This window comes from Streptococcus sp. 3167, from assembly GCF_013277175.1.
Lineage (GTDB): Bacteria > Bacillota > Bacilli > Lactobacillales > Streptococcaceae > Streptococcus > Streptococcus pseudopneumoniae.
The window spans coordinates 1-19,856 of record NZ_VMML01000052.1; the positions used below are offsets into that span (position 1 = coordinate 1).

Here is a 19,856-nt window from a genome sequence, read left to right on the forward strand (position 1 = left end):
ACAATTAAAATGTGCCGCAGTTTCCCGTAAAAAAGCATCTGGATGAGCCTCTACAAAGGCTTTCAATTCCTCTAAAGGAATCTTTCGGTTTTTGACGACTCGCTTTTTCCTCTCTAAGTGTCCTTGTTCACGTAAGTTCTTTTTCCATGTGAAGAGAGTTCTGACGCCGACATCAAAAACCTTGGCTGCCTCGACATGGCTGTGCCCCTCTTTGATGTAATCTAATGCTCGCTGTTTAAAATCTGTACTATATGCCATAGCTTTATTATAACATGCTTGTTTGAAACTAAGCAACTATATTACCTAAAAGACTCAGGTGCTATGTTAACAGGCTGGGTGAAAGATAGCAGATCTTGGTATTACCTTGCTTCAACTGGTAAGATGCTTCACAACACCTATACACCTGGTGGTTACTGTGTAGATACCGGTGGCGCTTGGAAATAATCTAAAGTATACATTTTATTCCTTCAGCTATTAGTGTACATGCTCAGACTAAATGTTATCAGAGCTACAAAAAAACTAGATAATAATACGAAAAGCGAATCGAAACAATGAATTCTGTTTTGTTCGCTTTTTGTTTCAATCTGTGTCATTACGATATTTTCATTTAATTGTATATCCCCCAAAAATTTACATTTTTATATGAAGTATTTTAGATAAAAGCAAACGCTAAATCATATCCTCAAAAAAACAGGTTTAGAACATTTGAAAAATCGAACGCTCAGCAATGATAGTCTGTCTGGTGGCGAGAAACAACGCCTAGAAATCGCCCGCGCCCTCTACCATGATAGCCAACTCATCTTAGCAGACGAGATTAAGGCCAATCTTGACTCGGAAAATAGCAGAAAAATTAGCGACTTGCTCTTCTCCCTACCTCAAACAGTCATAGAAGCCATTCACCACTACACAGAAGAGGACTTAAAAAACTACGACCAAGTCATTCACTTAAGCAAAGAAAAGTAATATTCTTCGAAAATCGCTTCAAACTATGTCAGTTTGACCTACAACCCCAACACTTTACTTTGAGTAACATGCAGCTGACTTCCTAGTTTGTTCTTTAATTTTCATTATCCCTTGTTCATTTCCTTGAAATTTTCTGAAAAAAGAGTAAACTGGTATTCAAGAAGTCTATTTCGTGGAGTTTAGGATGAAATTATATGTTCAATTAATGATTCTCTTTGTGATTTCTCTAATCGGAGAGGGGATTTCCAGTTTCTTTCATTTGCCCATCCCAGGCAGTATTATCGGCTTGATTATTCTCTTTCTATCCCTACAATTCAAATGGTTGAGAACTAGGCATGTCAACATGGTGGGGAATTTCTTGCTGGCCAATATGACCATTCTCTTTTTGCCGCCAGCAGTAGGAATCATGGAAAAGTTTGATGTGATTGCTCCCTATCTCCTACCCATTGTTTTGATTGTCTTTTTTGCAGCAGTTGTCAATATTATCCTCATAGCGTTGGTAGTTCAGTTTATCAAACGACGGTTTGAGGGAGATTATGAGAAAGGAGATGCCAAATGAGTGAATTTGTTTCCAATCCCCTATTTGGGCTTGCCCTGTCTATCCTAGCTTATCTAGTGGGGATGTTGATTTACAGACGTTTTCCTCATCCATTGACAACGCCCCTGCTTTTGTCGGCTATTTTTATCATTATTTTTCTTAAGGTGACGGGTATTTCTTATCAAGATTACTACCAAGGTGGGGTTTATCTGAACAACTTGATTGTCCCGTCGACAGTGGCTTTGGGGATTCCGATTTACAAGAGTTTTCATTTGATGAAGCACCATGCTCGGAGTATTCTCTTTGGTAGTCTGCTAGCAGTAGTTGTCAATACCTCTTTCACAGCCCTTGTGGCCAAAATCTTTGGTATGGACTTTTTCCTAGCCATTTCTCTCTTTCCCAAGTCAGTAACAACCGCCATGGCAGTGGGAATCACAGAAAAATTGCAAGGTCTGACGACCGTGACCTTGGTGGTAGTCGTGGCAACTGGGATTTTAACCAGTGTCATCGGACCAACCCTTTTGAAGTGGTTGAAAATTGACGACCCAGTAGCTGTTGGTCTTTCCCTTGGAGGAACAGGCCATGCAGTTGGAACAGGAACAGCCTTCCGATACGGCTCTGTAGCAGGAGCCATGGGTGGTTTGGCTATCGGTGTCACTGGTATTCTCTATGTCTTTGTCAGCCCCATCGTAGCTAGTTTGATATTGAGTTAATACTCTTCGAAAATCTCTTCAAACCGCGTCAACGTCGCCTTGCCGTAGGTATGGTTACTGACTTCGTCAGTTCTATCCACAACCTCAAAACACTGTTTTGAGCAGCCTGCGGCTAGTTTGCTCTTTGATTTTCATTGAGTATAAAAAGCAAGGAATTCGAGCAATCTCATTATGGTAGTGACATGGGGGTCTAACTTCTCATATTTATACATTTCTCCAATCAGTTAGTTGATTACAACCGAGATTTTCTATACTCTCCTTATAAGATTTTCGCATAAGATGAGACAGCACACGCTGAAGACGTCTATGTTATTTAGATTTAATGCAATCTTTTCAAAGAGTTTTGATAATCTATATTTCTTATTTAGTTTAGTTGATTTCATATCACTATACTATAATGCTTATCCAAATGATGACACTATCAAAACACCCTATTATTGGATGCTTACGAAACAGATTTTTATACTCTTCAAACCACGTCAGCTTGTCCTTAGTGTGTATACGTTACTGACTTGGTCAGTTCCTCAACCTCAAAACTATGTTTCGAGGAGCCTTCCGCTAACTTCCCAGTCTGATTTTCATTGAATATTAACGATACTTTATCACATAAAGAGGCTGGATGAAAAGTCTTCACAATCAAAAAACGCATCCTATCAAGTTGAGTCCTGATAGGATGCGTTTTTATATTATTGAAATTTTGTTACAGACCGATAAGAGTTCTATCATAATCAATAAATAAAGTGATGGGAAATAAGAATTGCACACCCTGGTTTTGGAATTCAAATCAATTTATAAGAATGTTTTAGAAGCAATATTATCTTATTCCAGATTCAGTTCACTATACAATTGAGTTCTCAAGCAACCTGTTTACATAATGTGTGCATAATTAGGTTCGTGATTCCACTCTTTTTATCTCTAAAAAACCTCGCTTTCGCGAGGCTCTTCTATTTATAAGATAAGGCACGTTTAAATGTTTTCCAAATCCCTAAATCATCTGTTTGAAGGACTAGGCTGGCATACATGCGTCCGATAAATCCTGTTGCTACCACCGCAAAAATCACTGTAATAGCAAGTGAAATCCATGCTTCTACTCCCCCTGCATAGCCATTAATAGTTCTAAATGGCATAAAGAAGGTCGAAATAAAGGGAATATAAGAACCAATCTTCAAGATGAGATTGTCACCAGCTGCACCTAGAGCTGTCACTCCAAAAAAACCACCCATAATCAAAATCATCAAAGGCGACAAGGCTTTTCCTGAGTCCTCAGGACGAGAAACCATAGAACCTAGAAAGGCAGCCAAGACGACGTACATAAAGAGACTGACCAAAATAAAGAACAAGGTATTCAGTGAGAAAGCATCTCCCAAGTGATCCAAAATACCAGACTGAGCCAAGAATGGCAAATCTTTAAAGAGTAGAATGGCTGCCAGACCACCTACCACATAAATCCCGATATGCGTTAAAATCACCAGAAACAGAGCCATCATCCGCGCATAGAAATAGTGACTAGCCCTTATGCTAGAAAAGACGACTTCCATAATTTTGGTGCCTTTTTCACTGGCAACTTCCTGAGCTGTTACACCCGCATAGGTAATCAGAATCATATAAAGAAAGAATCCTAAGGCGCCTGCTGCAATTGTTTGAATAAACTTTTTATTTTCCTTGGCTTCATCAATCTTTTCTGTGAATTGAATTGTCTGCGCTAAGCGTTTTTCCTGCTCTTGAGACAAGGAAGCAGTTGAACGATTAAGCTGATTTTGCAGTTCATTGAGTGTATCTGTAACTGCAAATTTAATTCCATTTTCAAGCGACGTTTCGCCATGATAAACTGCCTTCAAGACACTATCCTCTTGGTCAATAGTCAGATAGCCTTTTAATTTTTCATCTTTAATCGCTTCTTTGGCACTTGCTTCGTCTTTGTAGTCAAAATTAACACCATTTACATTCTTCAGTCCTTCTGCTACAGATGGCACTGTTGTCACTACTGCCACTTTATCATTTTTAGCCATTGAAGAGCCTTGGAGATAAGCAATTCCTCCAGAGATTCCTAAAAAGAGGAACGGTGAAATCACCATAAAGAAGAAACTCCACGATTTGACATGTCTAAGATAGGTTTCCTTGATTACAACCCACACATTTCCCATACTTCCACTCCTGATTCTAGTTTAAAGATTTCATCGATAGTTGGCGCTTGTTGGTCAAAGGTTGCGATATATTGCCCTTGAGTCAAGATTGGGAAGAGTTCTCTACCAGCACTCTCATCCTCCAAGATCAATTTCCAACTACCTTGTTTGGTCAAGCTCACCTGTTTGACATGAGGAAGGTTTTCCAATTCTTCCTTGCTTCGTTCACTTGAAACAAAGAGACGTGTTTTCCCGTATTGATTTCGGACATCCTGAACTGGTCCATGCAAGACCACACGGCCATCTCGGATCATGAGAATATCGTCACAAAGCTCCTCGACGTTGGTCATGACATGGTCAGAAAAGATAATGGTTGCCCCACGTTCTTTTTCTTGAAAAATGACTTGCTTGAGCAATTCTGTATTGACTGGGTCCAATCCACTGAAAGGCTCATCCAAGATAATCAAGTCTGGCTCATGAATCAGAGTAATGATGAGCTGAATCTTCTGCTGATTTCCTTTTGACAGACTCTTAATTTTATCTGTCAGCTTCCCTTTCACTTCCAACCTCTTCATCCATTGAGGGAGTTTTTCCTTGATTTCCTTGGCATCCATGCCTTTTAGAGTCGCCAAATAGCGAACTTGCTCAAGAACTGTCAATTTAGGCATGAGACTGCGTTCTTCAGGCAGATAACCAATCCGAGCATAGGTCTCCTGACGAATATCCTGACCATCCAGACCGATTTCTCCCTGGTATTCTAAAAACTTCAAAATACTGTGGAAAATCGTTGTCTTCCCAGCACCATTTTTTCCTACTAATCCCAAAATACGACCTGGTCGCGCTTGAAAGTCAATACCAAACAAAACTTGCTTGGATCCAAAACTTTTCTCTAGACTTCTTACTTCTAGCATCTTTCACCTCCGAAATTTCTTGCACTCATTATACTCCTTTTTGATAGCCTTTACAATGTTTTTTGTCCATTTTTAGAAGACTAATGCTATGTAAAATATGGCATGGAGCACTTTTATACTCAATGAAAATCAAAGAGCAAACTAGGAAGCTAGCCGTAGGCTGCTCAAAGTACAGCTTTGAGGTTGCAGATAAAACTGACGAAGTCAGTAACTATATCTACAGCAAGGCGAAGCTGACGTGGTTTGAAGAGATTTTCGAAGAGTATTAGTGATAAATCCATTATACAGTAGCAAACTTAATTTATCCACTCTGCTCCTCAACTGTCAGTTTTTGGTCCTGAATTGTTATTTGAGTAAGTTCTTTTTCCTCATAAAATTTTCTTCCTCTAAAACTTCTGGAAAAAAACAGATAATTTCTTGACAACATTTTTTATAAGAAACAAGTTCATCTGTCATTTCAAGCAGGAGTAATCCTTTATCTACTAATGGACGGAACGGAATTCAATCGCTTGTCTGATGTGTTTTCTAAGGAACATATCTACTATGCACATCCCTATACCTCTTGGGAAAGGGGAACTAATGAGAATCACAACAGGCTCATTCGTAGATGGTTACCTAAGGGAACTAAGAAAACAACTCCCAAAGAAGTCGCATTCATCGAAAATTGGATGAACAACTATCCTAAAAAATGCTTGAACTACAAGTCGCTCAGAGAAAACTTCTTGATGACTAACTTGAACTTGAAATTTAGCAATAATTCATTCACCATCTAACTATATTTAGTAATTATTTCAGAACTGATTAATATTAAAATTAACTAACGATTCAAAGGATTCATACTAGACATAAATTACATCCATCAGATAGAGACTCTTATTATTTTTAGATTTTAGCTTTTCTAGCTTCAGAATACATCTAAACTTTAGAGAAGATGACTATTCGAAAGCTCGAATGCCTCAAAATTATCTCAGATAAGCTATTCGAAACTTAGAATACTTGTAAATTTATGGAATTACGATTATTCTAAACTTAGAATGCATATAACCTTTAGTTGACAGACCTGTTCTAAGTCTCGAAGGCCTGTATTCCCATCTATTTCTCATCAAAAACACTCATTCCCCCTTTCTCCTCCAAAATATGGTATAGTAGAAATATACTATCTATGAGGAGTTTACATGTCACAGGATAAACAAATGAAAGCTGTTTCTCCCCTTCTGCAGCACCTTATCAATATCTCATCGATTGCCGGTGGGGTTGGGAGTTTGATTTTCTGCATTTGGGCTTATCAGGCTGGGATTTTACAGTCCAAGGAAACCCTCTCTGCCTTTATCCAGCAGGCAGGCATCTGGGGGCCACCCCTCTTTATCTTTTTACAGATTTTACAAACGGTCGTCCCTATCATTCCTGGGGCCTTGACCTCGGTAGCTGGGGTCTTTATCTACGGTCACATCATCGGGACAATCTACAACTATATCGGTATCGTGATTGGCTGTGCCATTATCTTTTATCTGGTGCGCCTCTATGGGGCCGCCTTTGTCCAGTCTGTCGTCAGCAAGCGCACCTATGACAAGTACATCGGCTGGTTGGACAAGGGCAATCGTTTTGACCGTTTCTTTATCTTTATGATGATTTGGCCCATTAGTCCAGCTGACTTTCTCTGTATGCTGGCTGCCCTGACCAAGATGAGTTTCAAGCGCTATATGACCATCATCATTCTAACCAAGCCCTTTACCCTCGTGGTTTATACCTACGGTCTGACCTATATTATCGACTTCTTCTGGCAAATGCTTTGACACGTAAAAAATCCGTTTGGTTTCCCAAACGGATTTTGTGCTTTATTTTGAAACTTCTTTTGCAAGAACAAAGTTCCCAAGTGTGGCAGAACCATTTCCTGCTACTGCTGGAGTAACGATATAGTCACGCACATCTGGCACTGGTAGGTAACCATTGAGAAGAGCTGTAAATTTCTCACGGACACGGTCCAACATGTGTTGTTGAGCCATGACCCCTCCACCAAAGACAATCACGTCTGGGCGGAAAGTCACTGTCGCATTAACCGCAGCTTGAGCGATATAGTAGGCTTGGACATCCCAAACAGGGTTGTTGAGTTCAATGTTTTCCCCACGAACACCTGTACGAGCTTCCAAACTTGGACCAGCTGCATAGCCTTCCAGACATCCCTTATGGAAAGGACAAACACCCTTAAACTCTTTTTCAATATCCATTGGATGTCTAGCAACATAATAATGACCCATTTCAGGATGACCCACACCGCCGATAAACTCACCACGTTGGATGACACCTGCACCGATACCTGTACCGATTGTGTAGTAAACCAAGTTTTCGATACGGCCACCAGCATTGTTACGGGCAACCACTTCACCATAAGCAGAGCTGTTTACGTCTGTCGTGAAGTACATAGGAACGTTGAGGGCGCGACGAAGGGCACCAAGCAAGTCCACATTTGCCCAGTTTGGTTTTGGAGTCGTTGTGATAAAGCCATAAGTTTTTGAGTTTTTATCAATATCAATCGGACCAAATGAACCAACTGCAAGACCAGCAAGGTTATCGAATTTTGAGAAGAACTCGATGGTTTTATCGATTGTTTCGATTGGTGTTGTTGTTGGAAATTGTGTTTTTTCTACAACGTTAAAGTTTTCATCACCGACAGCACAGACAAACTTTGTACCGCCCGCTTCCAAGCTTCCATATAATTTTGTCATGATAAACCTCTTGTTTTTATTTTCTTTATTATAGCATATTTCGAAAGTCTAAATTTCTCTATTTTTTAGATTTTCCTCTGTAAATCTTACCATTCAAGCAAAAACGAACAAACATGTCATTTGTTCGTTTTCACATTAAAGAGGATTGATTAGATTTTCACTTCGATCACAGCATCCCCCTTAGCAACTGAACCTGTTGCGACTGGAGCTACTGAAGCATAGTCAGCTGTATTTGTAACGATAAGCATTGTTGTATCATCAAGTCCAGCTGAAGCGATTTTGTTTGAGTCAAATGTTCCAAGAACATCGCCAACTTTAACCTTATCACCTTGAGCAACTTTTGCTTCAAAACCGTCACCGTTCATAGACACAGTGTCAATACCAACGTGGATCAAAACTTCAGCACCATTTCTTGTTTTCAAACCAAAAGCGTGTCCTGTTGGAAAGGCAATTGAAACTTCAGCATCAGCTGGTGCATATACCACTCCTTGGCTAGGTTTCACAGCGATACCTTGTCCCATAGCTCCACTCGAGAAGACTGGGTCATTGACATCAGCAAGAGCGACAACATCACCGACGATAGGAGTTACAAGTGTTTCATTTTGAAGAGCTGCTGGAATGTTACCAGTTGTTTCTTCTTGGACCAAACGTTCTGTCTCTACTTCAGTAGCAACTTCTTTTTCATCCTCATAACCAAACATGTAAGTGAGGGCAAAACCAAGGGAAAATGATACGGCTACCATAAGAAGGTATTGAGCAAGTTGTCCGTTACCGATGTAAAGCATTGTACCAGGGATGATGGTGATACCATTACCAGTACCAGCAAGTCCAAGGATTGAAGCCAATCCACCACCGATTGCACCAGCAATCAATGAAAGGAAGAATGGTTTACGGAAGCGCAAGTTTACCCCGAAGATAGCAGGCTCTGTAATACCGAGAAAGGCTGAAAGAGCAGCTGGGAAAGCAAGTGTTTTTAGTTTTGGATTTTTAGTTTTAACACCAACCGCAACAGTCGCAGCACCTTGAGCTGTCATAGCAGCTGTGATGATCGCGTTGAATGGGTTAGCATGGTCAGCAGCAAGCAATTGCACTTCAAGCAAGTTGAAGATGTGATGCACACCTGACACGACGATCAATTGGTGAACCCCACCAATCAAGAAACCACCAAGACCAAATGGCAAGCTAAGGATCGCTTTTGTAGCGATAAGGATGTAGTTTTCAACAACGTGAAAGACTGGTCCAATGACAAAGAGTCCAAGGATAGACATAACCAAAAGTGTCACGAATGGCGTTACCAAGAGATCAATCACATCTGGAACAACCTTGCGGACCGCTTTTTCAAATTTAGCTCCGACAACCCCGATGATGAAGGCTGGAAGAACGGAACCTTGCAAACCAACAACAGGGATGAAACCAAAGAAGTTTATAGCAGTTACTTCACCACCTGAAGCAACTGCCCAAGCGTTTGGAAGTGAGCCAGAAACAAGCATCATACCAAGAACGATACCAACGGCTGGATTTCCACCGAATACACGGAAGGTTGACCACACAACCAAACCTGGCAAGATGATGAAGGCTGTATCTGTCAAGATTTGAGTGTAAGTTGTCACGTCAGCTGGAAGTGTCATTCCAAGAGCAGTCAAGAGACCACGCACACCCATGAAGAGACCTGTCGCTACGATAACTGGGATGATTGGAACGAAAACGTCACCGAAAGTACGGATAGCACGTTGGAACCAGTTCCCTTGTTTGGCAGCTTCTGCTTTCATATCATCTTTAGATGATGTTGGCAAACCAAGTGCAACAACTTCATCGTACATTTTATTAACTGTACCTGTACCAAAGATGATTTGGTATTGACCTGAGTTAAAGAAAGCACCTTGAACTTTTTCCAAGTTCTCAATCACTTCTTTATTGATTTTTCCTTCATCTTTGACCATGACACGAAGACGAGTCGCACAGTGAGCTACACTGTTGACATTTTCACGTCCGCCCAAGGCATCGATGACTTTTTTTGCAATTTCCTGATTGTTCATTTGCAAAAATCTCCTTATATAACATTTTGTTCTTGTTTGAAAGCGATTTTATTCGCCCTTACGACTATTATTTTATCATGTTTTAGAAATATGTCAAGCGTTTTGCAGAAAAAATATTCCATCCACTTAGTGGGCACGCTTTAGATTGATTGTTTTTGACTGTTTCATCAGGCATTCTTTGAAAAAATAAGTTTTAAATCTGAGTTCAAAAGGGTTTTGTTTCACTTTCTTTCAATTTTCTGTAGATGGTTGATTGATTTTCTGCTTCTATTTTATGATAAGCGTTTGACAGTTTTTTCTCTTTTTTAACATAAAAGACTTGCTTTTTTAACCGAAAACGGTTACTATTAAAAGTGATAAGATTTTTGGAGGAATGAATGAATGGAATGGACTACTGAGCGTCGTTACAGACTTTATCAAGATTGGACGCAAGAAGAAATTCAACATATAAAGGAAAATATAGCACAATCTCCATGGCATACTCATTACCATGTTGAGCCAAAAACAGGACTTCTCAACGACCCAAATGGCTTTTCCTACTTTGATGGCAAGTGGATCCTCTTTTACCAGAATTTTCCTTTTGGTGCAGCCCATGGTTTAAAATCTTGGGTGCAATTGGAAAGTGAGGACTTGGTTCACTTCACAGAAACTGGTGTCAAAGTTTTACCTGATACTCCATTAGATAGCCACGGTGCCTACTCTGGTTCTGCCATGCAATTTGGTGATAACTTGTTCCTATTTTATACAGGAAATGTTCGTGATGAAAACTGGATCCGTCACCCTTACCAGATTGGAGCTTTGATGGATAAGGATGGCAAGATTAGAAAGATTGATAAGATCTTGATCGACCAGCCAGCAGACTCTACTGATCATTTCCGTGATCCACAAATTTTTAACTTTAAGGGTCAATTTTATGCCATCGTGGGTGGTCAAGACTTGGAGAAAAAAGGTTTCGTCCGTCTTTATAAGGCTGTAGACAACGACTACACAAACTGGCAAGTTGTTGGCAACCTTGACTTTGCTAACGACCGTACTGCCTACATGATGGAATGTCCAAATCTGGTCTTTGTAGGGGAGCAACCTGTCCTTCTCTACTGCCCACAAGGATTGGATAAGAAAGTTCTAGACTACGATAATATCTTTCCAAATATGTATAAGATTGGGGCTTCCTTTGACCCTGAAAATGCTAAAATGGTAGATGTGTCTCAACTTCAAAACATGGACTATGGTTTCGAAGCCTATGCAACTCAAGCCTTCAACGATCCTGATGGACGTGCTCTAGCTGTTAGCTGGCTTGGCTTGCCTGATGTTTCATATCCATCTGACCGTTTTGACCACCAAGGAACCTTCTCTTTGGTCAAAGAACTCACTATCAAAGACGGTAAACTCTACCAATTCCCAGTCGCAGCTGTCAAGGACCTTCGTGCCTCTGAGGAAGCCTTCTCAAATCGTGCCCAAACTAAGAACACTTACGAACTTGAACTCAGCTTGGAAGCTAATAGCCAGAGCGAGATTGTCTTACTAGCTGATCAAGAAGGCAAGGGACTTTCCATCAACTTTGACCTTGTAAATGGTCAAGTGACAGTAGATCGTAGCCAGGCTGGTGAACAGTATGCCCAAGAATTTGGGACAACTCGTTCTTGCCCTATCGAGAATCAGGCTACTACTGCTACGATTTTCATCGATAACTCTGTCTTTGAAATTTTCATCAATAAAGGAGAAAAAGTATTTTCCGGTCGTGTCTTCCCACATGTAGACCAAAATGGTATCCTCATCAAATCTGGAAACCTAACTGGAACTTACTATGAATTAGATTATGGTCGCAAAACTAACTGATGTCGCCAAACTTGCAGGCGTCAGCCCTACTACCGTTTCTCGTGTTATCAATAAAAAGGGCTATCTCTCCGAGAAAACCATCCAAAAAGTCAATGAAGCCATGCGGGAATTGGGCTATAAGCCCAACAACCTAGCTCGTAGTTTGCAAGGAAAATCGGCTAAATTAATCGGCTTGATTTTCCCAAATATTTCCAACGTTTTCTACGCAGAATTGATTGATAAGCTGGAACACCAACTCTTCAAAAATGGTTACAAGACCATCATCTGCAACAGTGAGCATGATTCTGAGAAGGAACGCGAATACATCGAAATGTTGGAAGCCAATCAGGTGGACGGCATCATTTCTGGTAGTCACAACTTGGGAATCGAAGACTACAATCGAGTGACGGCACCAATTATTTCCTTTGACCGAAATCTGTCACCAGACATTCCAGTCGTTTCCTCTGACAACTACGCTGGTGGAGTTCTTGCTGCCCAGACCTTGGTTAAGACAGGCGCCCAATCTATCATCATGATTACAGGGAATGACAATTCCAATTCGCCTACTGGACTACGCCACGCTGGTTTTGCATCCGTACTTCCAAAAGCTCCTATTATCAATGTTTCCAGTGACTTTTCTCCCGTCAGAAAAGAAATGGAAATCAAGAATATCTTGACTCGACAAAAGCCAGATGCCATCTTTGCTTCAGATGATTTGACAGCTATTTTGGTCATTAAAATCGCTCAAGAATTGGGCATTTCTGTACCAGAAGAGCTCAAGGTCATCGGCTATGATGGTACCTACTTTATCGAAAATTACTACCCTCAACTGGCTACTATCAAGCAACCCTTGGAAGAGATTGCCTGCCTCACTGTCGATCTTCTCTTGCAGAAGATCGAAGGCAAGGAAGTTGCGACAACTGGTTACTTCTTACCAGTTACCTTATTACCAGGAAAAAGTATTTAAATACAAGAAAACTCAGACCGAATTCGTCTGAGTTTTTATGATCTTAAATTTTCTAGGTAGCGCTGGGCTGTCTCTAGGTTAAAGGTTTTATCTGCGATGAGGCGCTCGACTAGGGGAGCAACTTCGGATTCACTAGCACCTGCGAGAAGTGCCAAAGATTTAGCCTGCAATTTCATGTGGCCTTGCTGAATCCCTGTACTCACCAAGGCTTTGAGGGCCGCAAAATTTTGGGCAAGCCCGATAGACACGATAATCTGGGCTAATTCTTTGGCAGAAGGATTTCCCAATAATTCATGACTGAGAGCTACACGAGGGTTGAGACCAACAGAGCCACCCTTGGTCGCTACAGGCATGGGTAAGGTCATCTCACCGACCAATTCTTCTCTTTCAAGATCCAGCGTCCAGCGACTGAGACCTTGATAGCGCCCGTCTCGACTAGTAAAGGCATGAGCCCCCGCCTCAATGGCACGCCAGTCATTACCAGTGGCAATCAAAATGGCATCAATACCGTTAAAAATCCCTTTATTGTGGGTAGCCGCTCGATAAGGATCAGCTTGCGCAAACTGACTAGCCAAGGCTATCTTCTCTGCAATTTCTCGTCCTTGCTCCTTTTGGCGGATCAAGTAGCGAAAGGCGATGCGACAGCTTGCAGTCACCAGAGAATCAGTTGCGTAGTTGGACAGGATTCCCATGAGACTCTGTCCCTGACTGAGTTCTTCTAAGACTGGTTTCAAGGCTTCCAGCATGGTGTTGAGCATATTGGCACCCATGGCTTCCTGGGTATCGACATGAATATAAACAACGAGAAAGTCTGGTTCGCCTTTTATCTGCTCGACATGCAGATCACGCGCCCCACCTCCACGTTTAACGATAGAAGGATAGGCTTGATTGGCAAGTTCTAGGAGCTCTGCTTTCTTGCTGGCAATCTTCTCTTGCGCTTGTTCAGGGTCAGCAACTTGATAAAGGGCTACCTGTCCAATCATCTGGCGCTCATGAACCTGAGCAGTAAAGCCACCTGCTCGCTTGATGATTTTACTAGCATAGCTGGCCGCAGCAACCACGGACGGTTCTTCTGTCACATAGGGAACTGTGTATTCCTGACCGTTAACGAGAACCTCTGGGACCAGCGAATAAGGCAGAGAAAAAGTTCCCACCACATTCTCACTCAGCTGATCTGCCACAGTTACACTCATCTGTTCATCCTGCTCTAAACTCTCTTGCCTCTCAGGACTAAGGAACGCCTGAGCTTTTAACAGCTCGAGGCGCTCTTGGTATGATTTTTTAGAAAATCCATTCCAACTTATCTTCATTATTTTTCAACCTTGCTATAACGGCGTTGGTGATCAACAATTTCAACCAAGGCAAAATCTTGATTTTCATAGCCAGCAAACTGAGCAGAATTTGTTTCATCTAAGTCTACTTCTTCAAAGAAGACTTTTTCATAGTCTGCAACAGATAAGGCAGTTCGTTGGTTGAGCTTGTTCAAGCGGTCTTTATCCAGATAAGCTTCATAACCTTCAACCAATTCACCGCTGAAGAACTCAGCTACAGCACCACTTCCGTAACTATAAAGGGCGATTTTATCCCCAGCCTTCAAGCTATCTGTATTTTCCAAGAGAGACAGAAGCCCAAGGAAAAGTGAACCTGTGTAGATATTCCCCACCTTTTGACTGTAAAGAATAGACTGGTCAAAATGCTTTTGCAAGAGGTCTTTTTTCTCTTGAGGCAGGCTCTTATCCATGATTTTTTTCAAACCTTTTAAGGCTAATTTAGGATAAGGCAAATGGAAACAAACAGCCGCAAAATCATCCAAAGTAAGCTGGTAGCGTTTTTGATATTCAAGCCAAGTCGTTTTCAAACTATCCAAATATTGTTGGGTAGAATAGACACCATTTACATAAGGAGTTGTCGAGTAATTTGGACGCCAAAAATCCATGATGTCACGGGTTTGAGCAACATTGTCATTATTAAAGGCCATCATGCGTGGATTTTGTGTAATCAACATGGCCACACTTCCAGCACCTTGAGTTGGTTCTCCTGGAGTTTCAATACCGTACTTGGCAATATCACTGGCAATGACCAAGACCTTGGACTCTGGAGAATTTTCCACATGCAATTTGGCATAATGAAGGGCAGCTGTCGCTCCATAGCAGGCTTCTTTAATCTCGAAACTACGCGCAAAGGGCTGAATACCCAGCAAGCCATGCACAAAGACGGCTGCAGCCTTACTCTGGTCAATTCCTGACTCGGTCGCCACAATGACCATGTCAATTTCTGCTCTTTCTTGCTCAGTTAAAATAAAGTCACTAGCACTGGCCGCCAAGGTCACGATGTCCTCAGTTAAGGGCGCAATACTCAATTCCTCGAGTAAGAGTCCTTTGCTTAATTTTTCAGGGTCAATTCCCCTCGCTTCTGCTAAGTCTTGTAACTTCAAGACATATTGACTGGTCGCAAAACCAATCTTATCAATACCGATTGTCATATTTACCTCTGTTTTATCATTCATGTAAAAAATCGTTCGGTACTATTTTATCACAAATGGCAGTAAAAGAGATAAAAAAGACTTGATTCACCAAATCAAGCCTCTTATTGGTCATAATTTCAAAGAATGATTAGTTGCTAGAGAGTTCACCGATATAAGTAGCTTTATAAGCCCCATTCTCAGTTATCAGTTCCTGGAGGATTAAATTTCCTGAGTAAGTCCTTCCCATCTCATCTACAAATTCTTGATAAAACTGACTGGTCGGAATTTCTCTGACATCCTTATCAAATGTCTTGTCAAGTGTTTTACTAACCTTTTCGGCAATCAACTGATGCTCTTGTAATCCACTTTGAAACTCTGAACCCAAACTAGAAACCATGACTGGGATAAGCAACAAAGTCAGTAGACTTACAGACAATAAGGAAAATAGTGATTTTTTCATGATTTTTCCTCCTTTATATAGAGAGAATAGCATACATAGAAAGCCTTGTCACTATATTTATCTCATTTTTCAGAAAATTCTTTTATTTCTGTAAAGTCTACGATACTCGATGTGTTTTTATATAATGATACAGTCTGAGAATCACTGTTCCGCTAGCCATTCCAATGGAAATGACCAGAGCCAGCATAACAACTAATGTTGCACTTGCCAGCGCTTTATTATAGTCCCCTGTCACAAAAAAGGCAGTTGTCCGATAGGAGAGATAACCCGGAACCAAGGGTGCCAAGATTGCTAAGATAAAGACCACAGCAGGAGTCTTATAAAGAATACTTAAAATCTGGCTGACACAAGAACCTATAATGGCTGCAATAAAAGTAGCCACAATAACATTGGTCGGTTCCTTGAGCAAGAGATAGACTAGCCAGACAGCCATGCCCAAAATTCCTCCTGGTAAGAGCATGGACCGCTGAACATTGAGTACGATTAGAAAGGTAATAATAGCAAGAAGACTTGCTACTGCTTGTAATAAAAAGGTTATTAGTGTCATATTAGTTCATCAATACCAAGGCGACAGAAGTTCCTGCCCCTAAAGCAAGGGTAATGAGCAGGGATTCAAACATCTTGCTCATACCAGAGTTTATGTGGTTGGTCATAATATCACGAACCGCATTGGTCAAGGCAATTCCTGGAACAAACGGCATGACCGCACCAGCTATAATCAAGTCTGCCGTTGAAGGAAAGCCTGTGTAGCGAGCCCAAAACTGGGCAATCATTCCAAAGACGAAGGCCCCAGCAAAGGCTGTCACAAAGGGAATTCGGATAAACTTCTCCACATAGAGGGAAAAGGCAAAACCAAATAAGGTCGCCACTCCTGCCCCAAGTGCGTCGTAGATATTTCCACTAAACATAACCGAAAAGAAAGGAGCACTTAAGGTCGCAGCCAGAGTTACCTGCAACTTAGTATAGGGAAGGGGTTGGGCCTGCAAGGCCGTCAATTGCTTAAAGGCTGTTTCTAAATCAATCTGCCCCCCAACCAGCTGACGAGAAATCTGGTTCACATCGCAGACTTTTTCGATGTTATAAGAAGAGGAGGTCACCCGCTTCATGCGCGAAATATTGGTATTTTCAATAGAGAAAAAGATAGCGGCAGGCATGGCAAGGACATTGCAATCCACAATCCCCTGCGAATGCGCAATCCGAATCATGGTATCTTCTACGCGATGAATCTCTGAACCACTTTTAAGGAGAATAGTCCCCGCTAGCATAATCACATCGATGACGGCATTTAATTCTCTTGATTCTTCCATGCGTTCCTCCTTTTATCAACTCCTTCTATTCTATCACAAATCCGGACTCAAAAAAAATCTTTGCCATGAAATCATGACAAAGATTGATTACTTATTTTGATTATCCATCTGATTTTAAGGAGTAGCTGAACTTGTTTTAGGTTTGTAGATTGAAATCTTGACCCTTGTCTTATTGAGGTCTACCTTTTCACCTGCTCTAGGACTTTGTTCAACAACCATGCCTTCTGCACTACCTGCAGGTGCTTTCGTCACTTCTACAACTTCTATATTGGCTTCCTTAATCCCAACAATTTGAATCAAATTGTTCTTAGTAAACTCCAAGCTGGAACCAATGTAACTCGGCATGGCAACACTTGTAACTTTTTTAGCTACTGTCAAGACGATTTGAGTAGGTTTACTCAAATCATAAGGGATACCTGCACCTGGACTTTGTTTCATAATCGTTCCTGGTTCGCTTTCGCTGGACTCTTCTTCCTCTATCTTAATCAAATTCTCAGGAACCTTCTTCTGCTTGAGTTCTGAGATGACTTCTGTAGAGTTCCGTCCAATATAGTTCCCTAATTGAATCGTCGTAGCTTTTTTAGCCACTGTCAAGACAATTTGAGTTGCCTTGCTCAAGTCATAGGTCGTACCTTCTGGTAGACTTTGCTTCATGACCGTTCCAGCCTCACTCTCCTTGGACTCTTCTTCCTCAATTTTAATCAAATTATCTGGAACTTTTTTCTCTTTTAATTCCGCAATGACATCAGATGATTTCCGACCGACATAATTACTAATTTGGAAAGATTGCTTGCCTGATGAGACAACCAAATTGATTTTCGTTCCTTCTTTTCGACCAGTTCCAGCGCCAGGATCTGTACGGATAATCCGCCCTTCCTCCACCTTTTCACTAGCCTCTGACTTCTCCTCGCCAATCTCAAAATTGGCTTTCTTGAGGGTTTCCTTGGCTTCCGCAACTGTCTGACCTGCCACATCTGGAATGGCAATGGTTGCAGGAGTTCTGGATAGTATCCAAATAAGAGAGGCTGCCACCAATACAAGGCTGGCCAAAAAAATCAGGTAACGCATCTTAAATCTACGTTTTTTCGGTGCTTGTGGTTGGTAAGTTTCCTCTGTCACAGCCTGGCTTGTTTTTTTGATTGGTTTGTGTTCTGTCTGCGCTTGAACCTTAGGAATAGATGTCAAGGTACTCTGGGAAACCTTCGGTAAGGTCTTGGTATCTGCCTTAGTCGCATCGTCAAAGATCAGCTTTGGTTCATTACGACGATTATAAGACAAACTACTAGACAAATCCACATACATCTCAGCAACTGATTTATAGCGATCTGTCAATTTCTTAGCAGTTGCCTTGATAACAACATTCTCCAAAGCCTGGGGCACAGATGGATTCTCAGCAATAACGGACGGCAGGGGTTTTTGGAAATGCTGGAGAGCGATGGTCACTGCACTATCCCCATCATAAGGGATATGGCCTGTCAGCATCTCATAGAAAATGATCCCCATGGCATAGATATCACTTTGTACAGTCGCCTTAGAACCACGCGCCTGCTCTGGTGACAAGTAATGAACGGAGCCCAGCATCGAGTTAGTCTGAGTCAGACTCGTCTCAGCAAAGGCTACTGCAATCCCAAAGTCTGTAACCTTGACAGTCCCATCTGGTGTCAAGAGGATGTTTTGAGGTTTCAAGTCCCTGTGAACAATCCCTCTGGTATGAGCCAAACGCATGGCGAGAAGAATTTGTCCCATGATACGGACGGCTTCTTCATTAGAAAGAGGATAGTGTTCCTTGATATAGCGTTTAAGGTCAAGTCCAGCCACATACTCCATAGCGAGGTACTGTTGACCGTCTTCCTCACCAATATCTGTTATCCGAACGATATGAGGATGGTCTAAATCTGCCATAGCTCTCGCTTCACGCTGAAAACGAGCTACAGCTATCGGGTCCGTCTGGTAGTTGGTCCTCAGAACCTTCACTGCCACTTCTTCCCCGTCTAGAATCAAATCTTTGGCTAAGTAAACATCTGCCATGCCTCCTCGACCAATCTGTTTGACAATCCGATAGCGTCCGGCAAAAATCTTGCCGATTTGGATCATTCTGCATCCTCCTCGTTCATAGAAACAAGGGCAACCGTAATGTTGTCTAAACCTCCTGCATTGTTAGCAAAACGAACAAGTGTCTCCGTTTTATCTGCTAAAGGAATATCACTGGTTACAATATCACGAATCTCACTGCCTGAAATCATGTTGGTCAAGCCGTCACTATTGAGCAAGAGATAGTCACCTGACTCAAGGATCACTGTCCCAAAATCAGGCTGAATTTCATCTTTTTGCCCAATAGACTGGGTGATAATATTTTTTTGCGGATGAGCTTCTGCCTCTTCTGGTGTCAATTGACCAGCCTTGAGTAATTCATTGACCAAAGAATGGTCGCTCGTCAACTGATGGTATTCTTCTCCACGAATCAAGCCGATACGCGAATCACCAATATGAGCATAGATAGCCTGATTATCGATAATAGCAAGGACTTCCAAAGTAGTTCCCATGCCTCTGTAAGCTTCATCCTGACCAAGCTGGTGAATCTTTTGATTTTCAATTTCTAGGTAATGGGCGAACCATTCACGCACTTCATTGACTGTATCGATTTGGGTATCAACCCAAGCTATACCTAGGTCTGTTACCGCCATTTCACTAGCGATATTCCCTGCGCGATGACCTCCCATCCCATCAGCTAAAATAATCATGGTACGTCCAGCTCTATTGACATAGTGGTTGACATAGTCTTGGTTATTTGTTCGTTTCTGACCAACATCTGTTAATAATGAAATTTCCATGTGTC

The 19,856-nt window shown here is 41.6% G+C and carries 17 protein-coding genes and 5 pseudogenes; 9 read left to right on the forward strand and 13 right to left on the reverse strand.

The genetic code is table 11. The features are described 5' to 3' along the window. A pseudogene (locus HT678_RS07925) lies at positions 1-258 on the reverse strand (IS630 family transposase); the annotation flags it as partial. 39 nt (positions 259-297) lie between these two features. Between HT678_RS07925 and HT678_RS07930 the strand changes: the two are divergent. From HT678_RS07930 to HT678_RS07945, 4 genes and pseudogenes are all read left to right on the forward strand, one after another. Next, positions 298-444 (forward strand): annotated as a pseudogene (locus HT678_RS07930) (choline-binding protein A); the annotation flags it as partial. A gap of 216 nt (positions 445-660) precedes the next feature. Further along, positions 661-963: pseudogene (locus HT678_RS07935) on the forward strand (ATP-binding cassette domain-containing protein); the annotation flags it as partial. Positions 964-1,147: 184 nt separating this feature from the next. Beyond that, positions 1,148-1,522 carry a CidA/LrgA family protein gene (locus HT678_RS07940; protein WP_000781328.1) on the forward strand — a complete coding sequence of 125 codons (375 nt, stop codon included), beginning with the start codon at positions 1,148-1,150 and terminating at the stop codon, positions 1,520-1,522. Then, positions 1,519-2,214 (forward strand): LrgB family protein, encoded by a 696-nt coding sequence (locus HT678_RS07945; protein ID WP_023934327.1) that lies wholly within the window; start codon positions 1,519-1,521, stop codon positions 2,212-2,214. Before HT678_RS07940 ends, HT678_RS07945 begins: the two co-directional genes overlap by 4 nt. Positions 2,215-2,421: 207 nt before the next feature. Here HT678_RS07945 and HT678_RS11560 read toward each other — a convergent pair. From HT678_RS11560 to HT678_RS07955, 3 genes and pseudogenes are all read right to left on the reverse strand, one after another. Further along, a pseudogene (locus tag HT678_RS11560) lies at positions 2,422-2,571 on the reverse strand (IS630 family transposase); the annotation flags it as partial. Positions 2,572-3,158: 587 nt separating this feature from the next. Next, entirely contained in the window at positions 3,159-4,358 is a 1,200-nt protein-coding gene (locus HT678_RS07950) for an ABC transporter permease (RefSeq protein ID WP_023934334.1), read from the reverse strand. Then, positions 4,337-5,248 carry an ABC transporter ATP-binding protein gene (locus HT678_RS07955; RefSeq protein ID WP_023934336.1) on the reverse strand — a complete coding sequence of 304 codons (912 nt, stop codon included), beginning with the start codon at positions 5,246-5,248 and terminating at the stop codon, positions 4,337-4,339. Before HT678_RS07955 ends, HT678_RS07950 begins: the two co-directional genes overlap by 22 nt. A gap of 122 nt (positions 5,249-5,370) precedes the next feature. Here HT678_RS07955 and HT678_RS11565 point away from each other — a divergent pair, with 122 nt between their 5' ends. The 3 genes and pseudogenes from HT678_RS11565 (at position 5,371) to HT678_RS07970 (ending at position 7,041) form a co-directional block, all read left to right on the forward strand. Then, positions 5,371-5,517 carry a hypothetical protein gene (locus HT678_RS11565; RefSeq protein ID WP_240148193.1) on the forward strand — a complete coding sequence of 49 codons (147 nt, stop codon included), beginning with the start codon at positions 5,371-5,373 and terminating at the stop codon, positions 5,515-5,517. A 219-nt stretch (positions 5,518-5,736) separates the two neighbouring features. Further along, positions 5,737-6,021, forward strand: a pseudogene (locus HT678_RS07965) (IS30 family transposase); the annotation flags it as partial. A 402-nt stretch (positions 6,022-6,423) separates the two neighbouring features. Then, on the forward strand, positions 6,424-7,041 hold the full coding sequence (locus HT678_RS07970) for a TVP38/TMEM64 family protein (protein ID WP_023940844.1): 618 nt from the start codon (positions 6,424-6,426) through the stop codon (positions 7,039-7,041). A 42-nt stretch (positions 7,042-7,083) separates the two neighbouring features. On the opposite strand, the gene scrK is transcribed toward HT678_RS07970, so the two are convergent. Beyond that, on the reverse strand, positions 7,084-7,971 hold the full coding sequence (gene scrK / locus HT678_RS07975; protein WP_000164309.1) for a fructokinase ScrK: 888 nt from the start codon (positions 7,969-7,971) through the stop codon (positions 7,084-7,086). Between the two features lie 149 nt (positions 7,972-8,120). Further along, positions 8,121-10,007, reverse strand: coding sequence for a sucrose-specific PTS transporter subunit IIBC (locus HT678_RS07980; RefSeq protein ID WP_023940843.1), 1,887 nt, complete (start codon positions 10,005-10,007; stop codon positions 8,121-8,123). A 381-nt stretch (positions 10,008-10,388) separates the two neighbouring features. On the opposite strand from HT678_RS07980, the gene HT678_RS07985 reads away from it, so the two are divergent. Together HT678_RS07985 and HT678_RS07990 are read left to right on the forward strand one after the other, a co-directional pair. Next, positions 10,389-11,843 carry a glycoside hydrolase family 32 protein gene (locus HT678_RS07985; protein ID WP_023940842.1) on the forward strand — a complete coding sequence of 485 codons (1,455 nt, stop codon included), beginning with the start codon at positions 10,389-10,391 and terminating at the stop codon, positions 11,841-11,843. Next, positions 11,824-12,789 carry a LacI family DNA-binding transcriptional regulator gene (locus HT678_RS07990; protein ID WP_000226009.1) on the forward strand — a complete coding sequence of 322 codons (966 nt, stop codon included), beginning with the start codon at positions 11,824-11,826 and terminating at the stop codon, positions 12,787-12,789. Before HT678_RS07985 ends, HT678_RS07990 begins: the two co-directional genes overlap by 20 nt. Before the next feature lie 35 nt (positions 12,790-12,824). Here the strand turns inward: HT678_RS07990 and HT678_RS07995 are convergent, their stop codons facing one another. The 7 genes from HT678_RS07995 to HT678_RS08025 form a co-directional block, all read right to left on the reverse strand. Beyond that, entirely contained in the window at positions 12,825-14,099 is a 1,275-nt protein-coding gene (locus tag HT678_RS07995; protein WP_000704368.1) for a hydroxymethylglutaryl-CoA reductase, degradative, read from the reverse strand. Further along, a complete protein-coding gene (locus HT678_RS08000) occupies positions 14,099-15,271 on the reverse strand; it encodes a hydroxymethylglutaryl-CoA synthase (RefSeq protein ID WP_000151945.1) in 1,173 nt (390 codons plus the stop codon). Before HT678_RS08000 ends, HT678_RS07995 begins: the two co-directional genes overlap by 1 nt. 130 nt (positions 15,272-15,401) lie before the next feature. After that, positions 15,402-15,650: a hypothetical protein gene (locus tag HT678_RS08005; protein ID WP_025170610.1), complete on the reverse strand. Its 249-nt coding sequence runs from the start codon at positions 15,648-15,650 to the stop codon at positions 15,402-15,404. Between the two features lie 160 nt (positions 15,651-15,810). Beyond that, entirely contained in the window at positions 15,811-16,260 is a 450-nt protein-coding gene (locus tag HT678_RS08010; RefSeq protein WP_000172685.1) for a threonine/serine exporter family protein, read from the reverse strand. A gap of 1 nt (position 16,261) precedes the next feature. Beyond that, on the reverse strand, positions 16,262-17,020 hold the full coding sequence (locus HT678_RS08015; protein WP_000392948.1) for a threonine/serine exporter family protein: 759 nt from the start codon (positions 17,018-17,020) through the stop codon (positions 16,262-16,264). A gap of 114 nt (positions 17,021-17,134) precedes the next feature. After that, positions 17,135-19,114, reverse strand: a complete 1,980-nt coding sequence (gene stkP / locus HT678_RS08020) for a serine/threonine-protein kinase StkP (RefSeq protein ID WP_023940838.1) — start codon at positions 19,112-19,114, stop codon at positions 17,135-17,137. After that, complete coding sequence (locus tag HT678_RS08025; protein ID WP_000406237.1) at positions 19,111-19,851, reverse strand: Stp1/IreP family PP2C-type Ser/Thr phosphatase; 741 nt, start codon at positions 19,849-19,851, stop codon at positions 19,111-19,113. The genes stkP and HT678_RS08025 overlap by 4 nt, the downstream gene beginning before the upstream one ends. Between the last annotated feature and the right edge of the window lie 5 nt (positions 19,852-19,856).